The following is a 23,323-nucleotide window of genomic DNA, read 5'->3' as shown; positions in this document are numbered from 1 at the left end:
GATGAGCGCGAGGCGAAAACTCGGTGTCTGGCGGCTCGGCTCAGGGAGCCGGCGGGAACGCGTGCGCGGCGTCGGTGCGGTACTCGACGTCGTCGCGGGTGAGCGCCAGGTAGGCGTCCTCCAGGCTGGACCGCACCGGCGTGAGCTCGTGCAGCTCCACCCCCGACTCGAAGGCCGCGCGACCGACCACGGCCGCGGGCACGCCCTCGACGGTCAACGAGCCGTCGGCGCCGTGCTCGACCCGGACCTCGGGGACCCGCAGCAGCAGCTCGGCCAGGCGGGCGGCCTCGGGGGCGCGCACCGAGACCCGGTCGGTCTGGGCGCTCGCGATGAGCCGATCGATCGGAGCGTCGGCGACGATGCGGCCGCGTCCCAGCACGATCACGTGGTCGGCGGTCTGCGCCATCTCGCCCATCAGGTGGCTCGACAGCAGCACCGTGCGCCCCTCGGAGGCCAGGTAGCGCACCAGCTGGCGCACCCAGAGCACGCCGTCGGGGTCGAGACCGTTGACGGGCTCGTCGAGGATCAGCACCTTCGGGTCGCCGAGCAGCGCCGCGGCGATCCCGAGCCGCTGACCCATGCCGAGCGAGAAGCCGCCGACGCGCTTCGCGCCGACCGCTGAGAGGCCGGTCATCTCGAGCACCTCGTCGACGCGGCGCTCGGGGATCCCGTGCGTCGCGGCGAGCGCCCGCAGGTGGCTGCGGGCGGAGCGACCCGGGTGCACGCCCTTGGCGTCGAGCAGCGCACCGGCGACCGCGAGGGGTGCGTCGTGCTCGGCGTAGGGCTTGCCCATGATGGTGACGGTGCCGCTGGTGGGCCGGTCGAGCCCGACCATCATCCGCATCGAGGTCGACTTGCCCGCGCCGTTCGGTCCGAGGAAGCCGGTGACCTGCCCCGGCTGGATGCTGAAGCTGATGCCGTCGACGGCGGTCTTGGCTCCGTAGCGTTTCGTGAGTCCGGTGGCCTCGATCATGGGGGCTCCTTCTCGTGGTCCCGCGCGAAGGCGAGGGGTCGGTTCCGAGCGGGGGATCCGCTCCGGGATGATTCCACGGTATGCGGGACACCCGGCCGAGCACGTCCCCCTGAGGTACCACTTCCCGCCCGGAGGCTCCGACCCGGGGAGGAGATCCGGTCGTTCAGAACAGCGTCGGCTGCGGTTGCAACTGCGGGATCGCGGGCTCCGGTGTCTCGCGGATCGCCGGGCGCCCTGGCGCCCACTCGAGGCCGTGCTTGCGGATGAGCGGTCGGATCCTGGCGGCGAGCGCCCGGCGGTACTCCTGGGGCGCGCGGCTCGCGCCCTCGGGGTACAGGCCGCGATACCGCTCGACCAGGTCGGGGTGCTCGCGCCGCAGCCAAGCGAAGAACCAGGGCTTCACACCGGCGCGCAGGTGCAGGGGCCCGTACATGACCGACCGCGCCCCGGCTTCCCGGATCTCGCGCAGCAGCGCATCGAGCTGCTGCGCACCGTCGCTGAGGTGCGGCAGCACCGGCATGACGAAGACGTCGATGGGCAGGCCCGCCTCGCGCGCTCGCGCGACGGTCTCGAGGCGCGCCCGGGTGCTCGGGGTGCCCGGCTCGACCGATTGCTGCAGTTCGTGGTCGCCGATCGCGATCGACATGGCGAGGTCGACCGGGGCGCGCTCAGCGGCGTCGGCGAGCTGCGGCAGGTCGCGGCGCAGCAGGGTGCCCTTGGTGAGGATCGAGATCGGGGTGCGGCTGCGCGAGAGCGCCTCGATGATGCCAGGCATGAGCCGATAGCGCCCCTCGGCGCGCTGGTAGGGATCGGTGTTGGTGCCGAGCGCGACGGTCTCGCGCGCCCATTTCGGCCTCGCGAGTTCGCGCGCCAGCACCTCGGCGACGTTGACCTTCACCACGATCTGCTGGTCGAAGTCGGCCCCCGTGTCGAAGTCGAGATAGCGGTGCGTGCCGCGGGCGAAGCAATTGTGGCTGATCACTCCGTTCGCAATGAAATCGCCGGTGCCTGTGGTGATGTCCAGCAGCTCGCGTTCGCCTTCGAGCGGCTCGATCGCGACCACCCGAAGATCGGCGACGGTCTTCACTGCGACGCCCTCGACCGACAGCTTCCTCGTAATGGCCGGCTGCACCGTGGCGAAGAATCTCTGCCGAGTCGGCAGGCCGCCGAGCAGACGGATACTCCGCACCCCGTTCGGGCGCGCAGGTTCGACGGTGTGCGAGAGCTCGAAGCGCTCCATCGCGGCCGAGATCTCCGAGAGGAACTCGGGGTTCTTATTCGGTATTCGAACGATTCCCCGGGAGCAGCTTCCCTCGGCGTCGAAGACGCCGGCGAGGAACCCGGCGCACCAGTCCAGGTCGGCAAAGCGCGTCTCGTGCGTGATGCGCTCGATCGCCTCGACCTGCTTCCGGGCGGCGGTGTGCAATGCGCGGATCGCCCGGCGGGTGCTGCTCGCGGGAGCGAACGGCCGCTCTCGCACGACGATCCCCTCCGCTTCCAAGTATCGGCGAGAGCGGTCCAGGGCCTCCTCGTCAGCCAGAGCAAGGCGGAACATGACGATGTCGCGCACGCGGGACCCGTCGTCGTAGCTGCGACGGAAGATCATGCCATCTCCGCGCACCATTCCCGCGAGGTACCCTCGCCGGTATGCATCGCCCTCGATATCGACGGCGCCTCGCGATGCACCTCCGCCCAGCCCGAAGCCCATCAAGCGATTCGCCGTGGTCAGGTGCGGACGCTGCCCGGACTCGCTGTTCCGTACGAACTTCCATCCTCGATCGGTGAGGAAGCGGTGATCGCCGCTCGCGATGAGGGTGGTCCCGTCCGCGAGGGCGACCCGGTAGGCAACCTTTCGGGTCCTCCACTTGTCGAGGATCGTCGTGCGCACGTACCGTCGGTACCTTCCGCGCCGTTCCGTTCCGATGATCTCGGCCCCGACCTGGAGCTCTCTCAACGGTCGCTGCCTCCCGTCCGCGCAGAGGATGAGCGTCTCCGGGGAGACGCAGTACACGCACGCATGACTGCAGCCGCGGTAGGGGTTGATGGTCCACGCGAACGGCATCGAGGACTGCCCCGGCACCCGGTTGAGCGCGCTCTTCGCCAGCACCTCGTGGAACACCGCGCCCTGGAACTCCGGCGCCCGCACCGTGCGCAGGTGCCCCGGGAGCGCCGCCAGCGTCGACCGTTCGAGCCCCGGCAGGGCCGGATCCGTCGCTTTCGCCGAGACCGAACCAGCCTCGGGCGCGGACGATCCCGCATCGGCGGCCGCCTCTGCGGCGCCGGGATCCCGCAGTTGACCGTCCCATCGCATGCGAATCATTCGAACATATGTTCGAATGATTCGCAACCCACTCGCCGGTCGGAAAGCAGTATCCTGACTCGGTACCCGGAACGCGACGATGGGAGATCCGTGGACGGATGGCAGCAGGGCGGCTGGGGCTGGTTCGCCCTTGCGCTCGTCAACGCCGGCCTGGCCGAGCAGAAGAACCGATCGCGCCTGAACTGGTTCCTGCTCTCGCTGCTCCTCGGGCCGTTCGCGACCGCCTACATCGTGATGACCGCGAAGCCGGAGCCGTCGGCGGCAGCGGGGGCCACTGTCATCGAACCGCACGCGGGCCTCTGGGTCATGGCCGTGCTGCTGCTCGGCGGAGCGCTGATCGCCGGCCTGTTCGCGCTCACCACCCCGTGGCTCTGGTTCGTCGCGGGCGGATGCTTCGCACTGTCCGCGACCGCCGGGGTACTCGCGTGGAAGGTCGCCGCGCGGAGCACCGTCTGAACGACGCACCGCCGCCCCGAGACAGTCGGGGCCCGCGCGGGTTAGGCTGTGCGCAGAGGCAGACAGCGGGCCCACGGGGGGTTCGCGCCCGGCGCAGGAGGTGGCCCGTGGACCAGTCGCACATCACCGACGAAGAGCTGCACGCCGCGCTCGAGAGCTACCGTTGGGCGCTCGGCGACGCCCAGCGCGAGGCCGGGGACGACGCCGAGCGCGACGAGGTCGTCGCCGCCGCGCGCGGCATGCTCCGCGACGACGACCCCGAGCAGCACGACCTCATCGTGGCCCTCGCGGAGAGCGACAGCGGCGATCCGGTCTGGAACCTCGAAGAAGAGCTGCTCGACGACTAGCGGGGCAGCGTGGTCGAGCCGCGGGTCCCGCGACTCGACCAGCGGCTACGCGTCCCGCTGCTCGGCGATCCGCACGTGGTGGTGGATCACCTCGGCGACCACGAAGTTGAACCACTTCTCGGCGAACTCCGGATCGAGGTTCGCCCCTTCGGCCAGCTCGCGCAGTCGGGCGATCTGCCGCGACTCACGGCCGGGATCCGACGCGGGCATCTCATGCTCGGCCTTCAGCAGCCCGACGGCCTGGGTGCACTTGAAGCGCTCCGCGAGCATGTGGATCAGCGCGGCGTCGATGTTGTCGATGCTCGACCGCAGTCGGTCGAGCTGCTCCTGGGCGGACGGCTCGGACACGGCGGTCCTCAGCCCACCAGGTCGTGCAGCACGACGACCTGCTCGCGCTCGGGGCCGACGCCGACCGCCGAGATGCGGGACCCGCTCATCGCCTCGAGCGCGATGATGTAGTCCTGCGCGTTCTTCGGCAGGTCCTCGAAGCGGCGGGCGCCCGAGATGTCCTCGTTCCAGCCGGGGAACTCCTCGTAGATCGGCTTCGCGTGGTGGAAGTCGCTCTGGTTGACCGGCATCTCGTCGTGGCGCACGCCGTTCACGTCGTACGCGACGCAGACGGGGATCGTCTCGAGCCCCGAGAGCACGTCGAGCTTGGTGAGCACGAAATCGGTGACGCCGTTGATGCGCGCCGCGTAGCGGGCGATCGGCGCGTCGTACCAGCCGCAGCGGCGCGGACGACCCGTGGTGGTGCCGAACTCGAAGCCCTGCTTGCGCAGGTAGTCGCCCGACTCGTCGAACAGCTCGGTCGGGAACGGACCGGCGCCGACGCGGGTCGTGTAGGCCTTGACCACCGAGATGACGCGGTCGATCTGGTGCGGAGGCAGGCCCGATCCGGTGCTCGCGCCGCCCGCGGTCGCGTTCGACGAGGTGACGAACGGGTAGGTGCCGTGATCGATGTCGAGCATGGTCGCCTGACCGGCCTCGAACAGCACGGTCTTGCCCGCCTGCATCGCCTCGTGCAGCAGCAGACCGGTGTCGCACACCATCGGCGCGATCATCTCGCGGTAGCTCAGCAGGTCGTCGACGACCTCGTCGACGCCGATCGCGCGACGGTTGTAGATCTTGACGAGCACCTGGTTCTTGAACTCGAGCGCCGCCTCCACCTTCTGGCGCAGGATCCCCTCGTCGAAGAGATCCTGGATCCGGATCCCGACGCGGTTGATCTTGTCGGCGTAGGCCGGACCGATACCGCGGCCGGTGGTGCCGATCTGGCGCTTGCCCAGGAACCGCTCGGTGACCTTGTCGAGCGTGCGGTGGTAGGCCGTGATGACGTGCGCGTTCGCGCTGAGCTTGAGCCGCGACACGTCGACCCCGCGGCCGCCCAGCGCCTCGAGCTCGCCCTGCAGCACCTCGAGGTCGACGACGACGCCGTTCGAGATCACCGGGGTGACGCCGGGGGTGAGGATGCCCGAGGGGAGCAGGTGCAGCGCGTACTTCTCGTCGCCGACGACCACGGTGTGCCCCGCGTTGTTGCCGCCGTTGAACTTGACGACGTAGTCGACCCGGCTGCCGAGCAGGTCGGTCGCGCGGCCCTTGCCCTCGTCGCCCCACTGGGCGCCGGTGATGAGTACAGCGGGCATCTCAGCCCCTTCCCTCGAGCGTTCCGCTCGCTTCGATCTGGGCGATCGCGGTCGCGTCGGCCCCGTTCAGAAATTCGGTGAGGCGCTCGACCTCGCCCGTCTCGCCGATCGCGCCGGCCGCGCGGCGCAGCGCGAAGAGCGCGCGCAGCACGCCGCGGTTCGGCTCGTGCGTCCACGGCACCGGCCCGGCGCCACGCCATCCGGCCCGCCGCAGCGCGTCGAGCCCGCGGTGGTAGCCGACGCGGGCGAAGGCGTAGGACTCGATCTCGCGGCCGTCGGCGTACGCGCCATCGGCGAGCAGCGCCCAGGCGAGCGGCGAATCCGGGTTCGCGCGAACCACGCTCTCGATCGGTTCGCCGCGGTCGAGAGCGTCAGAGACATGCGGTTCGGCCGGGAGCCGCGTGGGCTCGGGACCGAGAAGGTTCTCGCCGATCACCCGCCCAGTGTACCGGGCGGGTGACCGCGATTCGTGGAACCGGGCCCGTCTCAGAGCTGGAACGAGGTGATGATCCGCTTCAGCGCGGCGTACTCGGGGGTCTGCATGAACGCCTTCGCCTCGTCCATGGTCGCGAAGGTCCGCGGACGGAGATCCTCGTGCGTGCCGACCTGCATCCCGTCGGAGAGCACGTAGAGACGGTCGGCGGTCCGCAGCAGATTGACGTCGAAGCAGGTCTTCACCGGCGGAGTGTTGACCAGCGCGACGGTCGCGGCGACGGCACCGTCCCCGGTGCTCCAGGCCCGATAGACGAACTGCGGCGCAGTCAACGCGACCGCGGGCTCGGTGGCGGGAGCGTACCCGGTGAGGGACACGTCCTGGCGATCGAGCTCCTCCACCTGCATGGGGACGCTGTCGGCGGAGCAAGCGCCGCCGAGCCCGGTGACGCCGTTCAGGAAGATGAGCTGCCGCTTCCCCGCCGCGTCGAGCACGTTGAGCTGGAAGATCCCCTGGTCCGCATAGGGCGTCTTCTGCTCCTCGAGCTTCCAGCCCGGGGGCAGCTCGAACGACGCGGTGAATCGCTGATCCGAGAATCGCGTCCAGGCTGCCGGGGTCTCGGTGGGCGTGGCGCTCGGCTTCGGGGTGCTGCTCGGCGAGGAGCTCTGACTCGGAGAGGGCTTCGGCGCCGGCTCAGCGGCGCAACCGGCCAGGGCCGACGCGAGAATCGTTGCGGTGATCAGGAGGATCCCACCAGATCGGCGGGCGGAGGAGAAAGGCTTCATGGCTCGAAGATTAGCGATCTCGAAGCCGCTCTTGGATCACAATTCGTATCTCCGTAATAACGATTTCGACACCGTGATCGAGCAGCGCCGAACAGCCGGTATCGGGAACGAAAAACGGCTCGGTGCCGCGGAGCAGTGGCCCGCGGCACCGAGCCGTTTCGGAGGTCTCAGCGGAAGTTGACGAACTGCAGCGCGACGTCGACGTCGGCGCCCTTGAGGAGCGCCATGGTCGCCTGCAGGTCGTCGCGGCTCTTCGAGGAGACGCGGAGCTCGTCGCCCTGGATCTGCGACTTGACGCTCTTCGGGCCCTCGTCGCGGATCAACTTGTTCAGCTTCTTCGCGGCGGCCTGGTCGATGCCCTCCTTGAGCTTCGACTCGATGCGGTATTCCTTGCCGCTGGCGAAGGGCTCGCCCGAATCGAGCGCCTTGAGCGAGAGGCCGCGCTTGATGAACTTGGACTGCAGCACGTCGAGCACCGCGTTCGCGCGCTCCTCGGTGTTCGCCTTGATGAGGATCGTCTCGCCGCTCATCGAGATGTCGGCGCCGACGCCCTTGAAGTCGTAGCGCTGCTCGACCTCCTTGCGGGCCTGGTTGACCGCGTTGTCGACCTCCATCGAGTCGATCTTGCTCACCACGTCAAACGAAGAATCTGCCATGCCCCCAGCGTACGCGAAACCGCGCGAGGTGTCCCCGCACCCGGTTCAGCCGGCCTGCGCGAGGATCCGCTCCGCCCGGTCGCGGATCGGGGCGTCCACCATCTGCTCCCCCACGCGCACGGCACCGTCGCCCGTGTCGACAATGGTCCGCGCCCACGCCACCTGTTCTGCGGTCGGGCCGAAGCCCGCGTGGATCGCGGCCAGCTGCACCGGATGGACGGCGAACTGCCCCGTCACGCCGAGCCCGCGGAAGCGGCGCGCGTCTCCTTCGACCCGGTCCAGGTCGGCCAGCTCGAACGACGGCGAAGCGATCGGGCCGAGGAGACCCGCGATGCGCGACTCCAGCACGAGCCTGGCATAGGCGAAGTCCATCGTGACCGAGTCGAGTTCGGCGTCGAGATCGAACGACAGATCGGCCGCGGCGATCTCGCCCACCCGGGCCAGGCCCGCTGCGCTCTCGATCTGCGCGAGCACCTCGAGCGGTCCGGCGGCCGGCCCCGTCCCCGCATCCGCTCGTGCGGCGGCGATCGCGTGCGCGAGCGCCGCCGGATCCTCCACCTTCGGCACCGCGATGCCCGCGAGGCGACCTCGCGCCCCCGCGGAGAGCCCGGCGAGCGCCGCGAGCTCCGATTCGAACCGTGCGGACCGCGGACCTTCGACGCGCACGATCACCGATGCGGCGAGCGCGTGCTCGGAACCCGACTCCGCCTCGAGGGCGGCGATCACGTGCGCCAGCGCGGCCGCCTTGTCGGCGACGGCCACGCCGTCCTCGAGGTCGATCACGACCCGGTGCGCTCCCGAGGCGATCGCTTTGGCATAGCGGTCGGGCCGCGAGGCGGGCACGAACAGGTAGGAGAGCGCGGCGGCCGTCATGCCTGGAGCCTACCCCGGGGGTCGGATGCGCCGCGCGTGCCTCGGCGCCTCGGTACCGGCCTCGGCCTCGGCTTCAATCCCGACTACCCCGCCGGAGGCCTCGTGCTCGGCGAATCGCCCGACCGGCGCTTCGAGGATCGTGCCGGATCCGTCCGCGGCCCCGAACCCGTCCGCGGCGGGTTCGTCGGGAACGATCCCGACATCACCGGGTCTGCGCGAGAGCGTGCCGAGGTTGGAGATCGCGCCGACCCCGGCAGCCGCACCGAGCAGATTCGCGGTCTGCACGAACGCGGGCGCGAGCGGGGACTCGACTGCGGTCATGAAGAAGCTCGTCGCCATGGCGAGCAGAGCCAGGCCGTAGACGGCCAGCCGGAGGACCGGAGTGGATTTGAACATGAGCGCTCCTTCCGCGAGCGGGGTCGGTTCATTCGATATAGCCGTCGGGAGCGCCCGGCGGCGGGGGCGGGTCGCCTCGGTGGATGTGAGCGCGGAGCTGCGCGACGTACTCGCGGGACGCCGCCTTGTCGGCCCACATCCGATCCATGCGGGCCTGGTCGGCGCGCCGCTCCTCGCGCAGGAGATCCGCGTACTGGTTGCGCTCCTCCTGGAGCTGGTCGATGAACGCCTGCATGTCGTCCCGCCGTCGGCCGCGGGCCCGGTTCAGCGCCGCGAAGGCCCCGCCGGAGGCCCCGAGCAGCGCCGTCAGCACGGTGCCCCAGTTCACCCTCGACAGCCCCTCGGCGATCAGGGACTCGGCCGAGCTCATGAGCGCCTCACCTCGTCCAGCTGCGCCTTGACCTGGTTCCAGTGCTTGACCGTCATCCGTCCGAAGGCCGGGGTTCCGTGCGCACGAGCCATGTCGTTGATGTAGGACTGGGGGACCCCCGAGAAGGTCGTGTAGAACCCCGAGTCGAGGTCGTAGATGACGCACCGCTCCTCCGTCGCGGTCCGGGGGCGGGTCGTGCCGATGAACATGCCGATGGGATTGGCCATGGGGAGCACCTCCTTGAGTGCGGGGACGGCCGGTCGAGCCGAGCGGACGAGGTGGGTCGCACGGGTCGCACGGCCGAATGTCGAGGGGTGGAGCGAACGGGGATCGATCCAGGCGCCGGCCGACCAGAGCCGGTCCCGGCGGAGCTCCCAGTGCAGGTGCGGCCCGGTCGAGGCGCCGGTGTTGCCCGAGAGGGCGATGATCCGGCCCGCGGCGACCCGCTGCCCGAGATCGACCCGGTACTCCGACAGGTGGCCGAAGCGCTGCAGCAGGCCGTCGTCGCGCAGCAGGTCGATGGTCCGCCCGCCGAGCCCGTCATCGCCGACGTACACAATCGTGCCGTCGCTGGTGGCGGGCACCGGGGTCCCGACCGGCATCGGCCAGTCGGTCCCCCAGTGCGGCGCCCACCCGGCGGGCCGGGTCCCGGGCCACTCGATCGCACCGGCCGGTGGGAACGGGTAGTAGAGCATGGGCTCGGGGCCGGTCGCTCGGACTAGACCACCTTGAACAGGTAGGCGTCCGAGTCGAGCGCGGTCACCTTCACGGGGGCGGTGTTCGCCGTGTCCGCTTCGAAGCGCAGGAAGACCTGATCGCCGTCGGCGATACCGCGCTTGAACTCGACGTTCGCGCGCACCAGGCCGTTCTTGTCGATGACGCGGGACTCGGTGTAGTGGGTCGAGCTCCGGGCCGGGGTCGTCTTCTGGTTCTGGATGACGTACACGATGCGCACCACGTCACCCGGCTGCCCCTGGGCGTACAGGTGCCCGGTGAAGGAGTAGGCGCCGACGCCACCGGCGACGTTCTCGGCGTTCCAGGTGTTCGGGGTGGTGGTGTGCAGGTAGAAGTGCGCACCCGGAGCGACGGTGCGCCCTCCGTTGCGTGCGTACTTGTCTTCACGGTGGTATGCGATCACTTTGATCTCCTTCTTCTTGGGGGGAGTTACCGGGGGGATGACGGTCGAGCCCTGGGGCACGAGGGTGTGGGTGCGAGGATCCACTCGACCGGAGATGCCGTTCGCCCAGTTCGGCGAGAGGGGCAGCGTCTCGAAGTGGCAGTGGGGACCGCTCGCCAGGCCGGTCGATCCGACGTAGCCGATGAGCTGGCCGCGCTTGACGGTCTGCCCGGCGTACACCACGAACGCGTTCATGTGGGCGTAGCCGGAATACCCCCACGCGTGCCTGATGAGCACGTAGAGCCCGGCCATCGGTCCCATCCACGAGTTGTTCCGGCCGTTGCCGCTCGCAGAGACCACGCCGTCGTCCGTGGCATAGATACCGGTGCCGGTTGGGGCTGCGAGGTCGATGCCGGTATGGGAGCGGCCCGCACCGAACTCATCGGTGATGAAGAAGTTCTTCAGCGGCCATTCAATCTTCGCCACCGGGGCCTCCTTCGGGAATCTGGGCGATCGGGGGAATCTCCTCGAAGCAGTGCCCGGGGGGATCTTCGGGAGTGGGTGTGGGGTCGACCGGGTCGGTCTGGGGCGGATCGCCCGACTCGTTCGGGTCCGGATCCGGATCGATGTCCGGGTCGGTGTCCGGATCCGTGCCCGGATCCGTGCCGGTCTCGCCGGCGTTCGCGAACTCGAGGTCGTCGATGTCGGTCATGGTTCTCCTTTCGGATAGCGGTGGTGAGCGCGGAGGCGCTCCGTTCGGCTCGTCTGCGTTGGGTGTCCGGGGAGCGACGAGCGCCTCCGCAGGGCCGTCGATAGGCGACGTCCCCGTGCCCGTGCGCCGATCTGCGAGCGCACGCACGGGCTCTGCACGTGACCCCGTGCCGGTTCCGCCCCACCACGGACGGCCACGCGTCATCACCCCGACGCCTTCGGTTCCCCGCCTGAACGGGGCCAACTGGTGGATCGCTGCGGCACCCCTACCGCGGCGACTCCGGTGCGCTCGGTGCGCGCCGCGCCGCGGTCGCGGGCGGTCGCTCCGGCGGGTTCGATGGGCTCCCGGGCGGAACCGGTCCCGCCTCGCCGCGCGAGGCTCGGGGGAACAGGACGTGCGGAAGCGGGACGTCGAAGTACCGTGCGATCGCGAAGAGCTCGTCGATGGTGAAGGGGCTGGCGCACAGCATTCGTCGTTTGAGGGTGGAGAGGGAGATGCCGATCGAGTCCGCGAGCCGCTCCTGCGTCTCGGACCGATCGCGCAGGAGAGCTCGCACGGCCAGAGCGGCTTGGGCACTGGGTGTTGCGTAGTTCATGTGAACTATATTCACTCTTCTGGAACTACATAGCAAGCCCTCTGGACTACTCGTGCCAGAACTGGCACGATGGACCCCATGAACGACTACGACACGCTCGACCTGACGCGGCACATCGCCGGGCAGGTACGCGCACTCATGGCCAAGTACGGCGTCAGCCAGAGCCAGATGGCGGAGTCCGTCGGGACCTCGCAGTCCCAGCTGTCGAAGATGGTGCGCGGCGTCCGCCCGATCTCCATCGACCAGCTGGACGCCATGTGCTTCTCGCTGGGCGTCGAGTCGTGGGAGCTCGTGCGCGAGGCCGAGGAGTTCCTCGCCGCCCACGACCGCCGCTCGCCGGCCCGCCTCGTCTTCGCCGAGCACGGAGTCGCCCTGCGCACCCCGCACACCATCAACGAGGAGTCGAAGCCCGCGATCGTGCAGGCTCTCGGCGGCCGTCGTCGAAACGCCGCTGAAACCGTAGAGTCGAACCTCATTGTCGGACGCTTCGGTCAAGATGAGGACCAGTCGATCGCCGAAGAGCTCGCCGCGTCCCAGCGCCGGGCCGCGAGCAAGCGGTCGCGCGACCGAGGAGAGGACGGCGAGTACGACTGATGGATCTGATCTTCTTCGACATCCTCGACTCGCTCGGCGTGACCGTCGAGTACGTCAATCTCGAGCACCTCGATCGGGATGGCGAATACGACCACGACCTGAAGCTCGTCCGGCTCCAGCGCGACATGGCGCCGCGCCTGCACACGTTCAAACTCGGGCACGAGACCTGCCACGCCCTCAACGGCGACGTCCCGTCGCTCTTCCCCCACTTCGACGCGAAGATGGAGCGCCGTGCCGACGAGTGGGCAGCAACGCGACTCATCGCACCCGAGCGCTACCGCGAGGTCGAGGCGCTCCGCGACGGCCACGTCGCGTCCATGGCCCACGACCTGGGGGTCGTCTCGGAAGCCGTCGAGGTCTATCAGCAGATGCTCGAGCGCATCGGCGACGCCGTCTACCTGCACCCGCGCATGGGCGTCGGCCAGTGGTCGCGCAAGTTCGCCGATACCCGCGACGCGCTGGGCTGAGCGGCGGATGTTCGAACCGCACCGTGAGGGTCGGCGTGTCGCGTCGAACATGGGTTCGATCCGCATGCGCGATCCGCGTTATTTCAACACCGAGCGATCCGCACGAACGATCCACAGCTGTGGATAACTCTGTGGGAAACCGGGGGAAAACGCGTGAATACCGGCTCTGAGATGTGGAAAAGCTGTTGATGACCGCCGAACTACAGTTCTGTAATTCGAATGCGCAAGGGCCCCGGAGGCTCCGCGCGGATCTGGGGCATCTCGCGGAGATCCGCAGAATCGCGGACGCACCGGGCGCCCGGATCCGAAATCGTGCAGATTTCCGCAGAGAGGTCAGGGAACGGCCGGGAGTAGGGAGCCGGACGCACCGGCCGAGCGACCCCCGAAAACGCAAAAAGCCCGGTCAGGATTTGATCCTGACCGGGCTTTTCTGGTGGTGGCGGGTGAGGGATTCGAACCCCCGTAGGCAGTGCCAGCTGATTTACAGTCAGCCCCCTTTGGCCGCTCGGGTAACCCGCCGTTGGCCGCGCGAACACGACCGAGAGACCACTCTACCCGGATTCGTCTCGGATCCGAAATCGGGCCGGGATTCGGCCCCGCGGCGCGTCGCCCAGCGTGTCGGCGCGGCATCCGGTGGCAGGATCGGAGCATGAGCGAGCTCCACGAATCCAGCAGCCCCGCCGCCGCGCTCCCGCAGGGCCTCGCGCTGCGCAGCGCCCGTTTCGCGGACCTGGACGCCTCCGCGCTCTACGCGATCGCCCGGCTGCGCTCCGAGGTGTTCGTCGTCGAGCAGGACTGCCCCTACCTCGATCTCGACGGGCGAGACCTCGAGCCGGGCGCCGAGCAGTTCTGGATCGAGGTCGCGGACGCCGCACCCGAGGCGCGCGTCGCGGCGACCCTGCGCGTGCTGCAGGACTCCGACGCGGCCCGCATCGGCCGGGTCGCGACCGCGCTCGACTGGCGGGGCCGCAGCCTCGCCGCGGCGCTGATGCGCGCCTCCATCGACGCGCACGACGCCGCATCGCCCGAGCGCCCGATGGTGCTCGACGCGCAGTCCTACCTCACCGGCTGGTACGCACGCTTCGGGTTCGTGCAGCACGGCGAGGAGTTCGTCGAGGACGGGATCCCGCACACGCCGATGCGGCGGGAGCCGCGGGCCGCCGCCTAGCGACTGGGCGCGTCCCGCTTAGCGACCGGGCGCATCGCGCCTATCGGCCGAGCTCGATCACCCGGTCCTCGACCGCGAGGATGGGGGCTGCGAGCCCGTGCCGGTGGGTCGCGATCGAGATGGACTGCTCGCGCAGCAGCGTGAGCAGCTCGACCGGCCCCGCCATGGTGACGGGTTCCGCCCAGAGCGCCACGCGGCCGCCGTGGCCGAGCCACTCCGCCGCGCGCACGCGGTCGCCGCCGATGAGCCGGATCCGGCGCGCTGCGCTCGGATCCACTCCGACGAGCGCGGCACCGCCCTCGCTCCCCCGCGCACCGGCGTCGGCGGCGCTCGACGCATCGGCCACCGCGGCGAGCACCGACATGCGCTCGAGCCAGTCGTCGTCCCGTTCGAGCGAGACCTCGATGCCCTGCCGTTCGAGCAGCGACACCACCGGTGCGGGCAGCACCACCCCGGTCGAGACGGTGATGGGCGCCCGTACGATGAGCGCGGCGGCGAGCACCCGGATGAGTTCGGCGAGCTCCCCCGACTCGGCGAGCCGGAGCTGCGTGGCCACGGGCCAGTGCCGTACGAGGTTGCGCTCGATGCCGAGGCCGACCGTGTCGCGCGCGATGCCGAGCGAGGTGCGCCAGGTCAGCGCGTCGCTCAGCGCGGCCCGCCGCACCCGGTCGAAGGCGGTGTAGTCGAGCGCCTCCTGGGCCGCCTCGATGAGCAGCTGCACCTCGGGATCGAGGCCGCGCAGGTGCAGCGTCGAGCTCTGCGTCCCCTCTCGCACGCTCCACGAACCGAGGGCGAGCAGCCGGTTCGGGCCGCCCGCGAGGGACCCGATGCCAAGCCCGGCGTCGTTCCAGCCGCCGACGGGCCGCTGCTCGATGCGCGCGCCCGTGGTCGGGCGGCAGATCGCCAGCGACGCCGCCTCGACCCGTTCGAGCCAGGGCAGGATCTCGTCGGCGTCGAGCGAGTGGATCGCGGCGACGGCCCCGCTGCCGGCGTCGTTCTGGATCGCGATCGCCTCGTCGAGGCTGCGCGCGTGCGTCACGCCGAGCACGGGCATGCCGATGGAATCGCGCCAGAATCGCGCCGAGCGCTTGACGCCCCAGCGCACGCCGGGCCGCCAGAGGAGCCCCGCGTCGTCGAGGCGCTCGGGTTCGACGAGCCACTCCTCGCCGGGGTCCAGCTCGGTGAGGGCCCGCAGGCCCGCGGATCCGGGCGACTCCGGGAGGGGCCCGAGCTGCAGGTCGAGCGGGTCGCTCGATCCCGCGCGCCCGGTGTGGCCGGCGCGGAGCGTGCGGACGGCGTCCGCCAGGCGCGAGCGGAACCGGCGGGATCGCGCGATGCCGCCGAGCAGCACGAGCTGGCGGGCGCGGAGCGGATCCGCCGCGGGCGCGCCGAACGCCGAGGCGAGCACGTCGGGGATCGCGGTATCGACGTCGGCGCCGCCCGTGACGAGCACGGAGGCGCGGGCCTCGAATCGGCCTTCGATCCGCAAGTCGGGGCGCCGGCGCAGCAGCGCCGCGGCGGTCTCCCGACGCCCGAGCACGAGGGCGCGATCGACGCGCGGGTCGCTCGCGAGCTCGGCGGCCAGGGCCAGGTGGTCCGGTGCGTCGGGGTCGGCTTCGCTCTCGGATGCGGCTCCGGCTCCGGGCTCGATCAGCGTCACGACCCCGGCGGGGAGGCCGGCCGCTTGCCATTCCTCGAGCAGGACCCGCGTGGAACGGATCACCGAGGGGTGGGCCGCGACGATCGCCGCGCTGCCCGCTGCGATCACCGAGAGGATCGCTTCGGCACGTTCGGCGAACGGCGTGCCCGCATCGCAGACCACGACCGCGACCCGGTCGGGATGGAACTCGGCTCCGCGCACGGACCCGAGGTCCTCCGTGAGGCGCCCGAGCCAGCGGGCCGCGTCGACCGCGTCGCCCACGGCGGCGTCCAGCAGCGCCACCGGGTCGCCGCTCTCGGCGGCGAGCGCGGCGATGAGCCGGTCTCGGGCCGCGACGGTGCCCAGGGCGAGCCTGCGCACCCGCGTCGCGCGGTCGCCGTGGCGCGGCGCCTGCCAGATCCCGGCGGCGGTGGAGGCGGCCGAGACGACGGCGTCGGCGTCGAATCCGCCCGATCCACCCAGGGCATCCGAGGCGTCGCCCGGAGCCGCCGACGCGGCTTCGGAGCCGGGTTCGGCGACGAGCGAGACGAGCGAGCGGACCCATTCCCGATTGTCGGTGCGCGACGCGTCGGTCGCGGGCTCGGCGGCGAGGCCGGACTCCGAGATCACGGGGATGCGCAGCGCGGGGCCCGCGGCCTCGAGAGTGATCTCGCCGGTGGATCCGCGGGTGAGGCCGAGGACGGCGGCGGTGAGGCCGCCGGTGTCGAAACGGTCGGGGTCGGCCGGGGGCCGGTAGAACAGGGCGCTGTCGCGCTCGCTCGGATCCCACTCCCGGGCGCGCAGCTGGGTCCGGTGCGATTCCGGGAACGGTTCGGCGGCCTCGGCGATGGCCTCCGCGAAGTCGACTCGGTCGGGGTCCGCCGCGTGGGCGGCGAGCGCGAGCAGCGGCTCGGCGAGGCCCGACGGCTCCCCCGAGGGGATGAGCGGGAGGCGGATCCGGATCTCGTGCGCGCCCGTGGCGAGCACCCGGGCGAGGGACGGATCCGCGCCGGCGCGCAGCTGCAGGCCGAGCAGTTCTCCGGTGCCGTGCCGTTCGGCGAGCACGGTCGCGGCGGCGAGGAGGCGGGGCTCCTCGCTCTGCACGACGAGGCGCACGGACGGCCCGTAGCCGAGCGCGAGGTGCGCGAGGCGCAGCAGCTGCGCGGCGACCGCCGTGCGCCCGTCCAGCGTCGGCACCGGAAGACCGCTGCGGATCGACGCGATCCGCTCGGCGCCCGCCATGCCCGTGTCGGCGAGCACGATCTCGGTGGGCGTTCCGCCGTCGCTCGCCCGCTGCACCGCCCACCGGCCGATCCGCTCGACGACGCGGCGGGACTCGGGCAGTTCGGCCGGTACGACCAGGCCGATGCGCACGCCGTCGAGGCGGGCGTCTCCGGCGGCGCGCAGCAGCACCTCGGGGGCGAGTCGGGCGCCTCGGAATCCGACGGCGTCGAGCAGGATCGCGGTGCCGCCCTGGCGCGCGGCCTCGAGCACGGGCCGCAGGGCGTCCACCGCACGGGTGACGTCGGCGTCGAAGGTCCAGTCGGTGCCGCCCGGCAGCAGCCGCAGCGGATCGACCAGCAGCTGATCGATCCCGGCCTGCTCGGCGAGTGCCACGAGGCGGGCGACCTCGAGCTCGACCCGGTCGGCGCCGAGCACGGGCTCGCCGCCGAGCGCGATCAGGGCCGAGGTGCCCGGTTCGATCTTCGCGAGCAGCCGATCCGCGAGCCCGGATGCGTCGATCGGCTTCTCGGGCCCCTGCGGGAACTTCGCCGTGAACGCGATCGACGAGACCCGATCCCGGAACCAGCGCCGCGCGAGCGGCAGTACCGCCCACGGCAGGCCGAGGGCGGCGATGCCGCCGGCCCGGACCGCCAGGCGGTCGCGCACCGGCATGGATTCGGGCAGCTCGTGGGCGACCTCCCGCAGGCCGAGCGCGGCCGCGAACGGGTCCGCGGATCCGAGCAGGTGCTCGAGCAGGCGGCGCGTGAAGTCGAGTCCGCCGGCGTCGGCGCGCACGCCGGCGAGCAGTTCGGGGGCGCGTTCGCCGCGCTCGGGATCCGCGTGCGGCTGCAGGGCGCGCGCCCAGTCGGCCGCACGGGCCTCAGCTGCCCGAGCGATGCTCTCCCACCCGCCGACGCCGCCGCGTTCCTCTGCCATACGCCCACTGTAGGGCTGGCCCCTATGCGCGCCCCGGGAGGCGCGCTGGATCGGGGCGCTAGGCGAGCAGCGCGCGGTCGTCGAGCTGGGCGCCCTTGATCTTCGCGAACTCGGCGAGCAGCGCCGGCACGGTGAGACCCTTCTTCTGCTCCTCGCCGGCCTCGAACACGATCCGACCCTCGTGCATCATGACGAGCCGGTTGCCGAGGCGCAGCGCCTGCTCCATGTTGTGCGTGACCATGAGCGTCGTGAGGCCGCCCTGCGAGACGATCCGCTCGGTGAGGTCGGTGACGAGCGCGGCGCGCTGCGGATCGAGCGCCGCCGTGTGCTCGTCGAGCAGCAGGATGCTGGGGTGCGTGAAGCCCGACATGAGCAGCGACAGCGCCTGGCGCTGACCGCCCGAGAGCAGGCCCACCTTGGCGCCGAGACGATCCTCGAGGCCGAGTTCGAGGGTGCGCAGCTCCTCGCGGAACCGCTCCCGCTGCGCACGGGTGCGGCTCGGGCCGAGGCCGCGCGCCGTGCCGCGACGCAGCGCGAGGGCCAGGTTCTCCTCGATCGTCAGGGTCGGCGCAGTGCCGGCCATCGGATCCTGGAACACGCGGCCGATGTACTTCGCGCGCTGGAACTCCTTGAGGCGGTTGACCCGGCGCCCGTCGATCTCGATGCTGCCGGAGTCGACCGTGTAGCGGCCCGAGATCGCGTTGAGCAGCGTGGATTTGCCGGCGCCGTTGGAGCCGATGATGGTGACGAAGTCGCCCTCCTCCAGCCGCAGGCTGAGGCCGGCGAGCGCCCGGCGCTCGTTGACGGTCCCGGCGAAGAAGGTCTTCTCGATGTCGGTGATGGCGAGCACGGCTCAGGCCTCCTTCGGAGCGGTCGGGGTCGCGGCGGCGGTCGGGGCCGCCTCGGTTGCGACGGGAGCGGGATCCGGAGCCGGATCGCGCGGCGGGACCCGGCCGCCGCGGCCCCGCAGCGAGGGCACCCGCTTGAGGAAGCCCCAGCGCGGCAGCAGTAGCGCGAGCACCACGAGCACCGCGGTGACGAGCTTCATGTCGTTGGGATCGAGACCGACCTGCATCGCGAAGAAGATGATGAGGCGGTAGACCACCGCGCCGATCACCACAGCGAGGCTCGCGAGCCAGATCCAGCGCTGGCCGAGGATCGCCTGGCCGACGATCACCGAGGCGAGGCCGACGAGGATCAGGCCGATGCCCATGCTGATGTCGGCGAAGCCCTGGAACTGCGCGACGAGCGCGCCGCACAGCGCGACGAGGCCGTTCGACAGGGCGAGGGTGAGGATCGTGGTGCGGTCGGTGCTGACGCCGAAGCTGCGGATCATGGGGCCGTTGTCGCCCGTGGCGCGGATCGCGAGCCCGAGGTTGGTCGAGAGGAACCAGTCGACGACGAGCTTCACGAGGATGACGCCGACGGCGATGATCGCGACCGATGCCCAGGTGCCGAGCAGCATGTTCTCGCGCAGCGGATCGAACACCGTCGAGGCCCGCAGCAGCGGCAGGTTCGCCGCGACCGCGCTGTCGGGCTTCGTCGTGCCCATGATCCTGAGGTTGATCGACCAGAGGGCAATCATGGTGAGGATGCCCGCGAGCAGGCCGTCGATGCGGCCCTTGGTGTGCAGGAGGCCGGTGACCGCTCCGGCCGCGAGCCCCGCCGCGACCGCGGCGAGCGTGGCGACGATGGGGCTCTGGCCGAGCGTGATCAGCGCGGCGGCGGTCGCAGCGCCCGTGGTGAAGCTGCCGTCGACCGTGAGGTCGGGGAAGTTCAGCACGCGGAAGGTGAGGTACACGCCGAGGGCCATCACACCGTAGATGAGGCCCAGTTCGATCGCGCCGATCATGGAGTTTTCCTGTTCTTCGGTCCGGTGCGCCGGGCGAATGCCCGGCGCACCGGAGATCGACTACTTGACCTTCTCGGCCTTGTCGAGGATGTCGGCGGGGATGGTGACGCCCATGCGCTTCGCCGCGCCCTCGTTCACCACGTAGTTGACGTCTTTGGCGGTCTCGACCGGCAGATCGGCCGGCTTCTTGCCGTCCTTGAGGATCTGCACTGCCATCTCGCCGGTCTGGTAGCCGAGCTTCTCGTAGTCGATGCCGAGGGTCGCGATCGCGCCCTTCTCGACGGTGCCGGCCTCGGCGCCGATCACGGGGATCTTGTTCTTCTCGGCGACCTGCACGAGCGCAGCCAGACCGGAGACGACCGTGTTGTCGGTCGGCACGTAGATCGCGTCGACGTCGCCGAGCGACTCGGCCGCCTGCGCGATGTCGTTCGCGGTGGTCACGGTCTTCGTCTTGAACGCGAGGCCCTGCTTCTTGCCGGCCTCCTCGGCGGCCTTCACCTGCACCTCGGAGTTCGCTTCGGCCGAGCTGTAGACGATGCCGACGGTCTTGGCGCCGGGAACGATCTGCTTCAGCAGCTCGAGCTGCTTGTCGATGGGAGCCGCATCGCTCGTGCCGGTGACGTTGCCGCCGGGCTGCTCGTTCGACTTGACGAGCTGCGCCGCGACCGCGTCGGTGACGGCGGTGAAGAGCACGGGCTTGTTCGTCACGGCCTGCGCGAGCGCCTGCGCCGCGGGCGTCGCGACCGCGAGGTACAGGTCGGCATCGCTCGAGGCGAACTTCTGCGCGATGGTGACGGCGTTCGACTGCTCGCCCTGCGCGTTCTGCTCGTCGAAGGTGACCTTCATGCCCGAGTCCTCGAGGGCCTTCTTGAAGCCCTTGGTCGCGGCGTCGAGCGCGGGGTGCTGCACGAGCTGGCTGATCCCGATCTTGACGCTCTTGGCGGCCGAATCGGAGCCGGAGCCGGAGTCGTTCGAAGCGGTTCCGGAGCAGCCGGTCAGTGCGAGGGCCGAGGCGGCGGCGATGCCGACCAGGGCGAGTGCACGGCGGCGGAGCGAAGTCTGTCGCATGGGTGTTGAGTCCTTTAATAGGGCCCGGAGACGCCGGTCGGGTCCGCTGCGCGGTGTGCACGGGACCCGGATGCCTTCGAGCAGGGGAAGCCGCACGAGATCGCACAACTTGCTCAGCATGGTATCCGCCGCGCGGCGAGCCGCGAAACGGGGCGTGCGCTACGGGTCAGTCGGCCTGTCCGTACTCGCCCGTCGCGACGAGCACGCCGCGCGCCAGCACCGCGTCCCGCATGAGGAAGCCGAGCACCGCGGGCGTCGCCTGCGGATCGATGTCGATGCGCTCGACGCTCAGCGCGTGCACGACGAACCAGTAGTGGTGCACGCCGGTGCCCTCGGGCGGTCCCGCCCCCACGAACGCCGGTTCGCGCAGCTCGTTCGGCATCGTGATCGCGCCCGCGGGCAGCAGCGGCGAGCCGAGTCCCCCGGCCCCGGCCGGCAGCTCCGAGACGCTCGCCGGGATGTTCGCGACGGCCCAGTGCCAGAAGCCCGATCCGGTCGGCGCGTCGGGATCGAAGCAGGTGACCGCGAAGCTGCGGGTCTCGGTGGGGAAGCCGGACCAGCTGAGCTGCGGTGAACGGTTGCTGCCGCCGGATGCCGTGTCGTAGATCTCGGCCGGCAGCGGTTCGCCCGCCTCGATCTCGGTGCTCGCGAGCACGAACTCGGGCACCTCCCGCACGGCGGCGTAAGGATTGTTGGGGCCTCGCCCCTGCGTCGGCTGCGTCATCGGGGACCTCCTCGTCCGGCCGGGCGGCCGGGATCCTGTCTGCGGTCCCCAGCCTAGGAGCAGGTGACGGCGAGGGCTACCGTCAGCCGCGCAGTCGATATACTCGGGGCACGGCTCGGCGCGGGTGCGCCAACGAGTACTCGGGCCGTGCTTGAGGCGGAGAAACAGACATGGCAGTGACGACCGGATCCGAACGGGCCCGCGCGACGCTCGCCTACCTGCGTCGCAAGATCACCACGGGCGACTGGCCCGTCGGCGAGCGGATCCCGATCGAGCCCGAACTCGCCGAGCAGATCGGCGTCGGCCGCTCGACCGTGCGCGAGGCCGTGCGCTCGCTCGCCAGCATCGGCATGCTCGAGACCCTGCCAGGGCGCGGCACCTTCGTGCGCTCCTCGACGCCCACGAGCACGCTCCTCAACGAGTTCCTCGTCGACTTCACGCTCGAGGAGATCCTCAGCTACCGCCGAGCGCTCGAGATCGAGGCCGCGCAGCAGGCTGCGCTGCACCGCAGCGACGACGACCTCGAGGCGCTCGAGCAGGCCGCGGCCGACGAGCTCGGCTGCAACCGCTGCCCGGTGTTCACCCGCGGCGCCGAGTCGAGCGCGTTCGACAGCCGATTCCACCAACTGCTCTTCGATGCCGCCAAGAACCGGCTCCTCGCCGCGCTCTACGCCGGCATCAACGAGCAGCTCCGCAGCCCCGAGCACCGCGGCCGCCTCGCGAACGTCGCCACCGCGACCGAGATGGAGCGCGATCACGCCCGCGTGCTCGACGCCATCCGCCGCCGCGACTTCATCGACGCCGTCCACTCCATGGCCGACCACGTCGACCACGACGTGGTGATCGTGAGCGAGAACCAGGTCAAGCAGCCGCTGCCGCGCACCCCCGAGCAGGAGGAGCGCATCGCGCAGGTGCGCGACAACGAGGCGAGCCGGGCCTAGTCCGCCGGGGCCTGCGCAGCCCCTCCCGAGCCGCCTAGCGGCGCTCGGCCCACGCGCGCAGGCTGTCGCGCACGAACGTCGCTCCTGCGGCACCGCCGTAGTTCGCGGCGAACCGCTCGTCGGCGACGTACATCTCACCGAGGCCGAGCACGTACCCGACGACATCGCCGCCCGGGGCCGCCGCGGGCGTGCCCGCGATGCCCGTCAGCCAGGCGACGTGCCGTTCGGCGAGCGCCTGCGCCGCCTCCCCCGCGGGATCCTCGCCGCGCTCGGCGGCCGCGATCCAATCGGCGTTCAGCGCCGCGACGCGATCCTTCCATTCCTGCTGCCCATCGGCGCCGAGGCCGTTCCACCAGGCGTCCGACTTCGCGTACGCGTCGGCGCCCCAGCGTTCCTCGACCTCCTCGCGGTACTGCGTGTGATCGAATCCGTCGAAGATGTTCCGAGACATGAGGTCTCCTCCGTTCCCTTCCGTTCCCGAGAGGTCCGCGCCGCCGCTTCCGCGCCGATCCAGCTCCGCGATCGTACGTTCGACCGCACCGATGCGGGCGTCGAGCTGCCGCTGCTCCTGACGCAGCAGCTCGAGGTGCCCGCGCAGGATCCCGGCCTCGGCGCGCGAGGCACCCGCGGCGCTCGCCGCGGGATCCGCCGCCGCGCGGCCCGGATCCCGAACCGTCGCGTCCTGAGCCGCGAGCACCTCGCCGATGCGCGGCAACCCGAGGCCCAGATCGCGCAGCAGCAGCACCCGCTGCAACCGCACGAGCGCGCGGTCGTCGTAGAAGCGATAGCCGTTCGCACCGACCCGGCTGGGCGGCACGAGGCCGAGCTCGCCGTAGTGGCGCAGGGTGCGCGAGGTCGTGCCCGCGGCCTTCGCCACCTCCTGGATCGAGTACTCCACGGTTCCTCCCGGTCGTCGGGACGGGGCCGTCCGTGGCCCCTCCGATCCCGACGATTCAACGGTAGAACTTGACGTAACGTCAAGGTCAAGCGATGAGAGTGCGAGATCCTGCGACTCGTACCTCGCGCAGGATGAC

Annotated in this window: 26 protein-coding genes and 1 tRNA gene; 6 read left to right on the top strand and 21 right to left on the bottom strand. The window is 70.9% G+C overall.

All coding sequences use genetic code 11. The features are described 5' to 3' along the window. Nucleotides 1-40: 40 nt before the first annotated feature. Together XM48_RS06205 and XM48_RS06200 are read right to left on the bottom strand one after the other, a co-directional pair. Nucleotides 41-973, bottom strand: coding sequence for an ABC transporter ATP-binding protein (locus XM48_RS06205; protein WP_046454932.1), 933 nt, complete (start codon nt 971-973; stop codon nt 41-43). Nucleotides 974-1,136: 163 nt separating this feature from the next. Further along, nucleotides 1,137-3,284 carry an intein-containing Rv2578c family radical SAM protein gene (locus XM48_RS06200; protein WP_156174946.1) on the bottom strand — a complete coding sequence of 716 codons (2,148 nt, stop codon included), beginning with the start codon at nt 3,282-3,284 and terminating at the stop codon, nt 1,137-1,139. Between the two features lie 99 nt (nt 3,285-3,383). On the opposite strand from XM48_RS06200, the gene XM48_RS06195 reads away from it, so the two are divergent. Both XM48_RS06195 and XM48_RS06190 read left to right on the top strand, forming a co-directional pair. Continuing rightward, on the top strand, nt 3,384-3,749 hold the full coding sequence (locus tag XM48_RS06195) for a hypothetical protein (RefSeq protein ID WP_046454931.1): 366 nt from the start codon (nt 3,384-3,386) through the stop codon (nt 3,747-3,749). A 107-nt stretch (nt 3,750-3,856) separates the two neighbouring features. Beyond that, entirely contained in the window at nt 3,857-4,096 is a 240-nt protein-coding gene (locus XM48_RS06190) for a hypothetical protein (protein ID WP_046454930.1), read from the top strand. Nucleotides 4,097-4,141: 45 nt separating this feature from the next. On the opposite strand, the gene XM48_RS06185 is transcribed toward XM48_RS06190, so the two are convergent. The 12 genes from XM48_RS06185 to XM48_RS06130 all read right to left on the bottom strand — a co-directional run bounded on the left by XM48_RS06185 (nt 4,142) and on the right by XM48_RS06130 (nt 11,676). Then, complete coding sequence (locus XM48_RS06185) at nt 4,142-4,444, bottom strand: chorismate mutase (protein WP_046454929.1); 303 nt, start codon at nt 4,442-4,444, stop codon at nt 4,142-4,144. A gap of 8 nt (nt 4,445-4,452) precedes the next feature. Next, nucleotides 4,453-5,739 (bottom strand): adenylosuccinate synthase, encoded by a 1,287-nt coding sequence (locus tag XM48_RS06180; protein WP_046454928.1) that lies wholly within the window; start codon nt 5,737-5,739, stop codon nt 4,453-4,455. 1 nt (nt 5,740) lies between these two features. Next, a complete protein-coding gene (locus XM48_RS06175; protein ID WP_046454927.1) occupies nt 5,741-6,175 on the bottom strand; it encodes a DUF3151 domain-containing protein in 435 nt (144 codons plus the stop codon). Between the two features lie 50 nt (nt 6,176-6,225). Beyond that, a complete protein-coding gene (locus XM48_RS06170; RefSeq protein ID WP_046454926.1) occupies nt 6,226-6,957 on the bottom strand; it encodes a hypothetical protein in 732 nt (243 codons plus the stop codon). A 167-nt stretch (nt 6,958-7,124) separates the two neighbouring features. After that, nucleotides 7,125-7,613, bottom strand: coding sequence for a YajQ family cyclic di-GMP-binding protein (locus XM48_RS06165; RefSeq protein ID WP_046454925.1), 489 nt, complete (start codon nt 7,611-7,613; stop codon nt 7,125-7,127). Nucleotides 7,614-7,658: 45 nt separating this feature from the next. Further along, nucleotides 7,659-8,486, bottom strand: coding sequence for a CoA ester lyase (locus XM48_RS06160; protein WP_046454924.1), 828 nt, complete (start codon nt 8,484-8,486; stop codon nt 7,659-7,661). Between the two features lie 9 nt (nt 8,487-8,495). Continuing rightward, on the bottom strand, nt 8,496-8,882 hold the full coding sequence (locus XM48_RS06155) for a hypothetical protein (RefSeq protein ID WP_046454923.1): 387 nt from the start codon (nt 8,880-8,882) through the stop codon (nt 8,496-8,498). Nucleotides 8,883-8,910: 28 nt separating this feature from the next. Further along, nucleotides 8,911-9,252, bottom strand: a complete 342-nt coding sequence (locus tag XM48_RS06150) for a hypothetical protein (RefSeq protein ID WP_046454922.1) — start codon at nt 9,250-9,252, stop codon at nt 8,911-8,913. Further along, a complete protein-coding gene (locus tag XM48_RS16860) occupies nt 9,249-9,947 on the bottom strand; it encodes a M23 family metallopeptidase (protein WP_052961333.1) in 699 nt (232 codons plus the stop codon). Before XM48_RS16860 ends, XM48_RS06150 begins: the two co-directional genes overlap by 4 nt. A gap of 23 nt (nt 9,948-9,970) precedes the next feature. After that, on the bottom strand, nt 9,971-10,855 hold the full coding sequence (locus XM48_RS16855) for a M23 family metallopeptidase (RefSeq protein WP_052961332.1): 885 nt from the start codon (nt 10,853-10,855) through the stop codon (nt 9,971-9,973). Next, the gene (locus XM48_RS18240) at nt 10,842-11,081 is read right to left on the bottom strand and encodes a hypothetical protein (protein WP_046454921.1); all 240 of its coding nucleotides are present in this window, start codon (nt 11,079-11,081) and stop codon (nt 10,842-10,844) included. Before XM48_RS18240 ends, XM48_RS16855 begins: the two co-directional genes overlap by 14 nt. Before the next feature lie 265 nt (nt 11,082-11,346). Further along, entirely contained in the window at nt 11,347-11,676 is a 330-nt protein-coding gene (locus XM48_RS06130) for a helix-turn-helix domain-containing protein (RefSeq protein WP_156174944.1), read from the bottom strand. Nucleotides 11,677-11,754: 78 nt separating this feature from the next. On the opposite strand from XM48_RS06130, the gene XM48_RS16850 reads away from it, so the two are divergent. Together XM48_RS16850 and XM48_RS06120 are read left to right on the top strand one after the other, a co-directional pair. After that, a complete protein-coding gene (locus tag XM48_RS16850) occupies nt 11,755-12,270 on the top strand; it encodes a helix-turn-helix domain-containing protein (protein WP_052961331.1) in 516 nt (171 codons plus the stop codon). Further along, the gene (locus XM48_RS06120; protein ID WP_052961330.1) at nt 12,270-12,737 is read left to right on the top strand and encodes an ImmA/IrrE family metallo-endopeptidase; all 468 of its coding nucleotides are present in this window, start codon (nt 12,270-12,272) and stop codon (nt 12,735-12,737) included. The genes XM48_RS16850 and XM48_RS06120 overlap by 1 nt, the downstream gene beginning before the upstream one ends. 434 nt (nt 12,738-13,171) lie before the next feature. Here XM48_RS06120 and XM48_RS06115 read toward each other — a convergent pair. After that, nucleotides 13,172-13,256: transfer RNA gene (locus XM48_RS06115), tRNA-Tyr, on the bottom strand. Between the two features lie 130 nt (nt 13,257-13,386). Here XM48_RS06115 and XM48_RS06110 point away from each other — a divergent pair. Beyond that, nucleotides 13,387-13,905, top strand: coding sequence for a GNAT family N-acetyltransferase (locus XM48_RS06110; protein ID WP_046454919.1), 519 nt, complete (start codon nt 13,387-13,389; stop codon nt 13,903-13,905). Nucleotides 13,906-13,945: 40 nt separating this feature from the next. On the opposite strand, the gene XM48_RS06105 is transcribed toward XM48_RS06110, so the two are convergent. The 5 genes from XM48_RS06105 to XM48_RS06085 all read right to left on the bottom strand — a co-directional run bounded on the left by XM48_RS06105 (nt 13,946) and on the right by XM48_RS06085 (nt 21,348). Next, entirely contained in the window at nt 13,946-17,704 is a 3,759-nt protein-coding gene (locus XM48_RS06105) for an aldehyde dehydrogenase family protein (protein ID WP_052961329.1), read from the bottom strand. Nucleotides 17,705-17,762: 58 nt separating this feature from the next. After that, complete coding sequence (locus XM48_RS06100) at nt 17,763-18,554, bottom strand: ABC transporter ATP-binding protein (protein WP_046454918.1); 792 nt, start codon at nt 18,552-18,554, stop codon at nt 17,763-17,765. Nucleotides 18,555-18,557: 3 nt separating this feature from the next. Next, the gene (locus tag XM48_RS06095; RefSeq protein WP_046454917.1) at nt 18,558-19,556 is read right to left on the bottom strand and encodes an ABC transporter permease; all 999 of its coding nucleotides are present in this window, start codon (nt 19,554-19,556) and stop codon (nt 18,558-18,560) included. Nucleotides 19,557-19,616: 60 nt separating this feature from the next. Beyond that, the gene (locus XM48_RS06090) at nt 19,617-20,624 is read right to left on the bottom strand and encodes an ABC transporter substrate-binding protein (protein WP_046454916.1); all 1,008 of its coding nucleotides are present in this window, start codon (nt 20,622-20,624) and stop codon (nt 19,617-19,619) included. 166 nt (nt 20,625-20,790) lie between these two features. Next, on the bottom strand, nt 20,791-21,348 hold the full coding sequence (locus XM48_RS06085) for a YbhB/YbcL family Raf kinase inhibitor-like protein (protein WP_046454915.1): 558 nt from the start codon (nt 21,346-21,348) through the stop codon (nt 20,791-20,793). Between the two features lie 170 nt (nt 21,349-21,518). Between XM48_RS06085 and XM48_RS06080 the strand changes: the two genes are divergently transcribed. After that, the gene (locus XM48_RS06080) at nt 21,519-22,289 is read left to right on the top strand and encodes a FadR/GntR family transcriptional regulator (protein ID WP_046454914.1); all 771 of its coding nucleotides are present in this window, start codon (nt 21,519-21,521) and stop codon (nt 22,287-22,289) included. 34 nt (nt 22,290-22,323) lie between these two features. On the opposite strand, the gene XM48_RS06075 is transcribed toward XM48_RS06080, so the two are convergent. Continuing rightward, nucleotides 22,324-23,187 (bottom strand): TipAS antibiotic-recognition domain-containing protein, encoded by an 864-nt coding sequence (locus tag XM48_RS06075; RefSeq protein ID WP_046454913.1) that lies wholly within the window; start codon nt 23,185-23,187, stop codon nt 22,324-22,326. Between the last annotated feature and the right edge of the window lie 136 nt (nt 23,188-23,323).

Source organism: Leucobacter sp. Ag1 (assembly GCF_000980875.1).
Lineage (GTDB): Bacteria > Actinomycetota > Actinomycetes > Actinomycetales > Microbacteriaceae > Leucobacter > Leucobacter iarius.
This window is presented reverse-complemented; position numbering and strand designations above follow the sequence as displayed.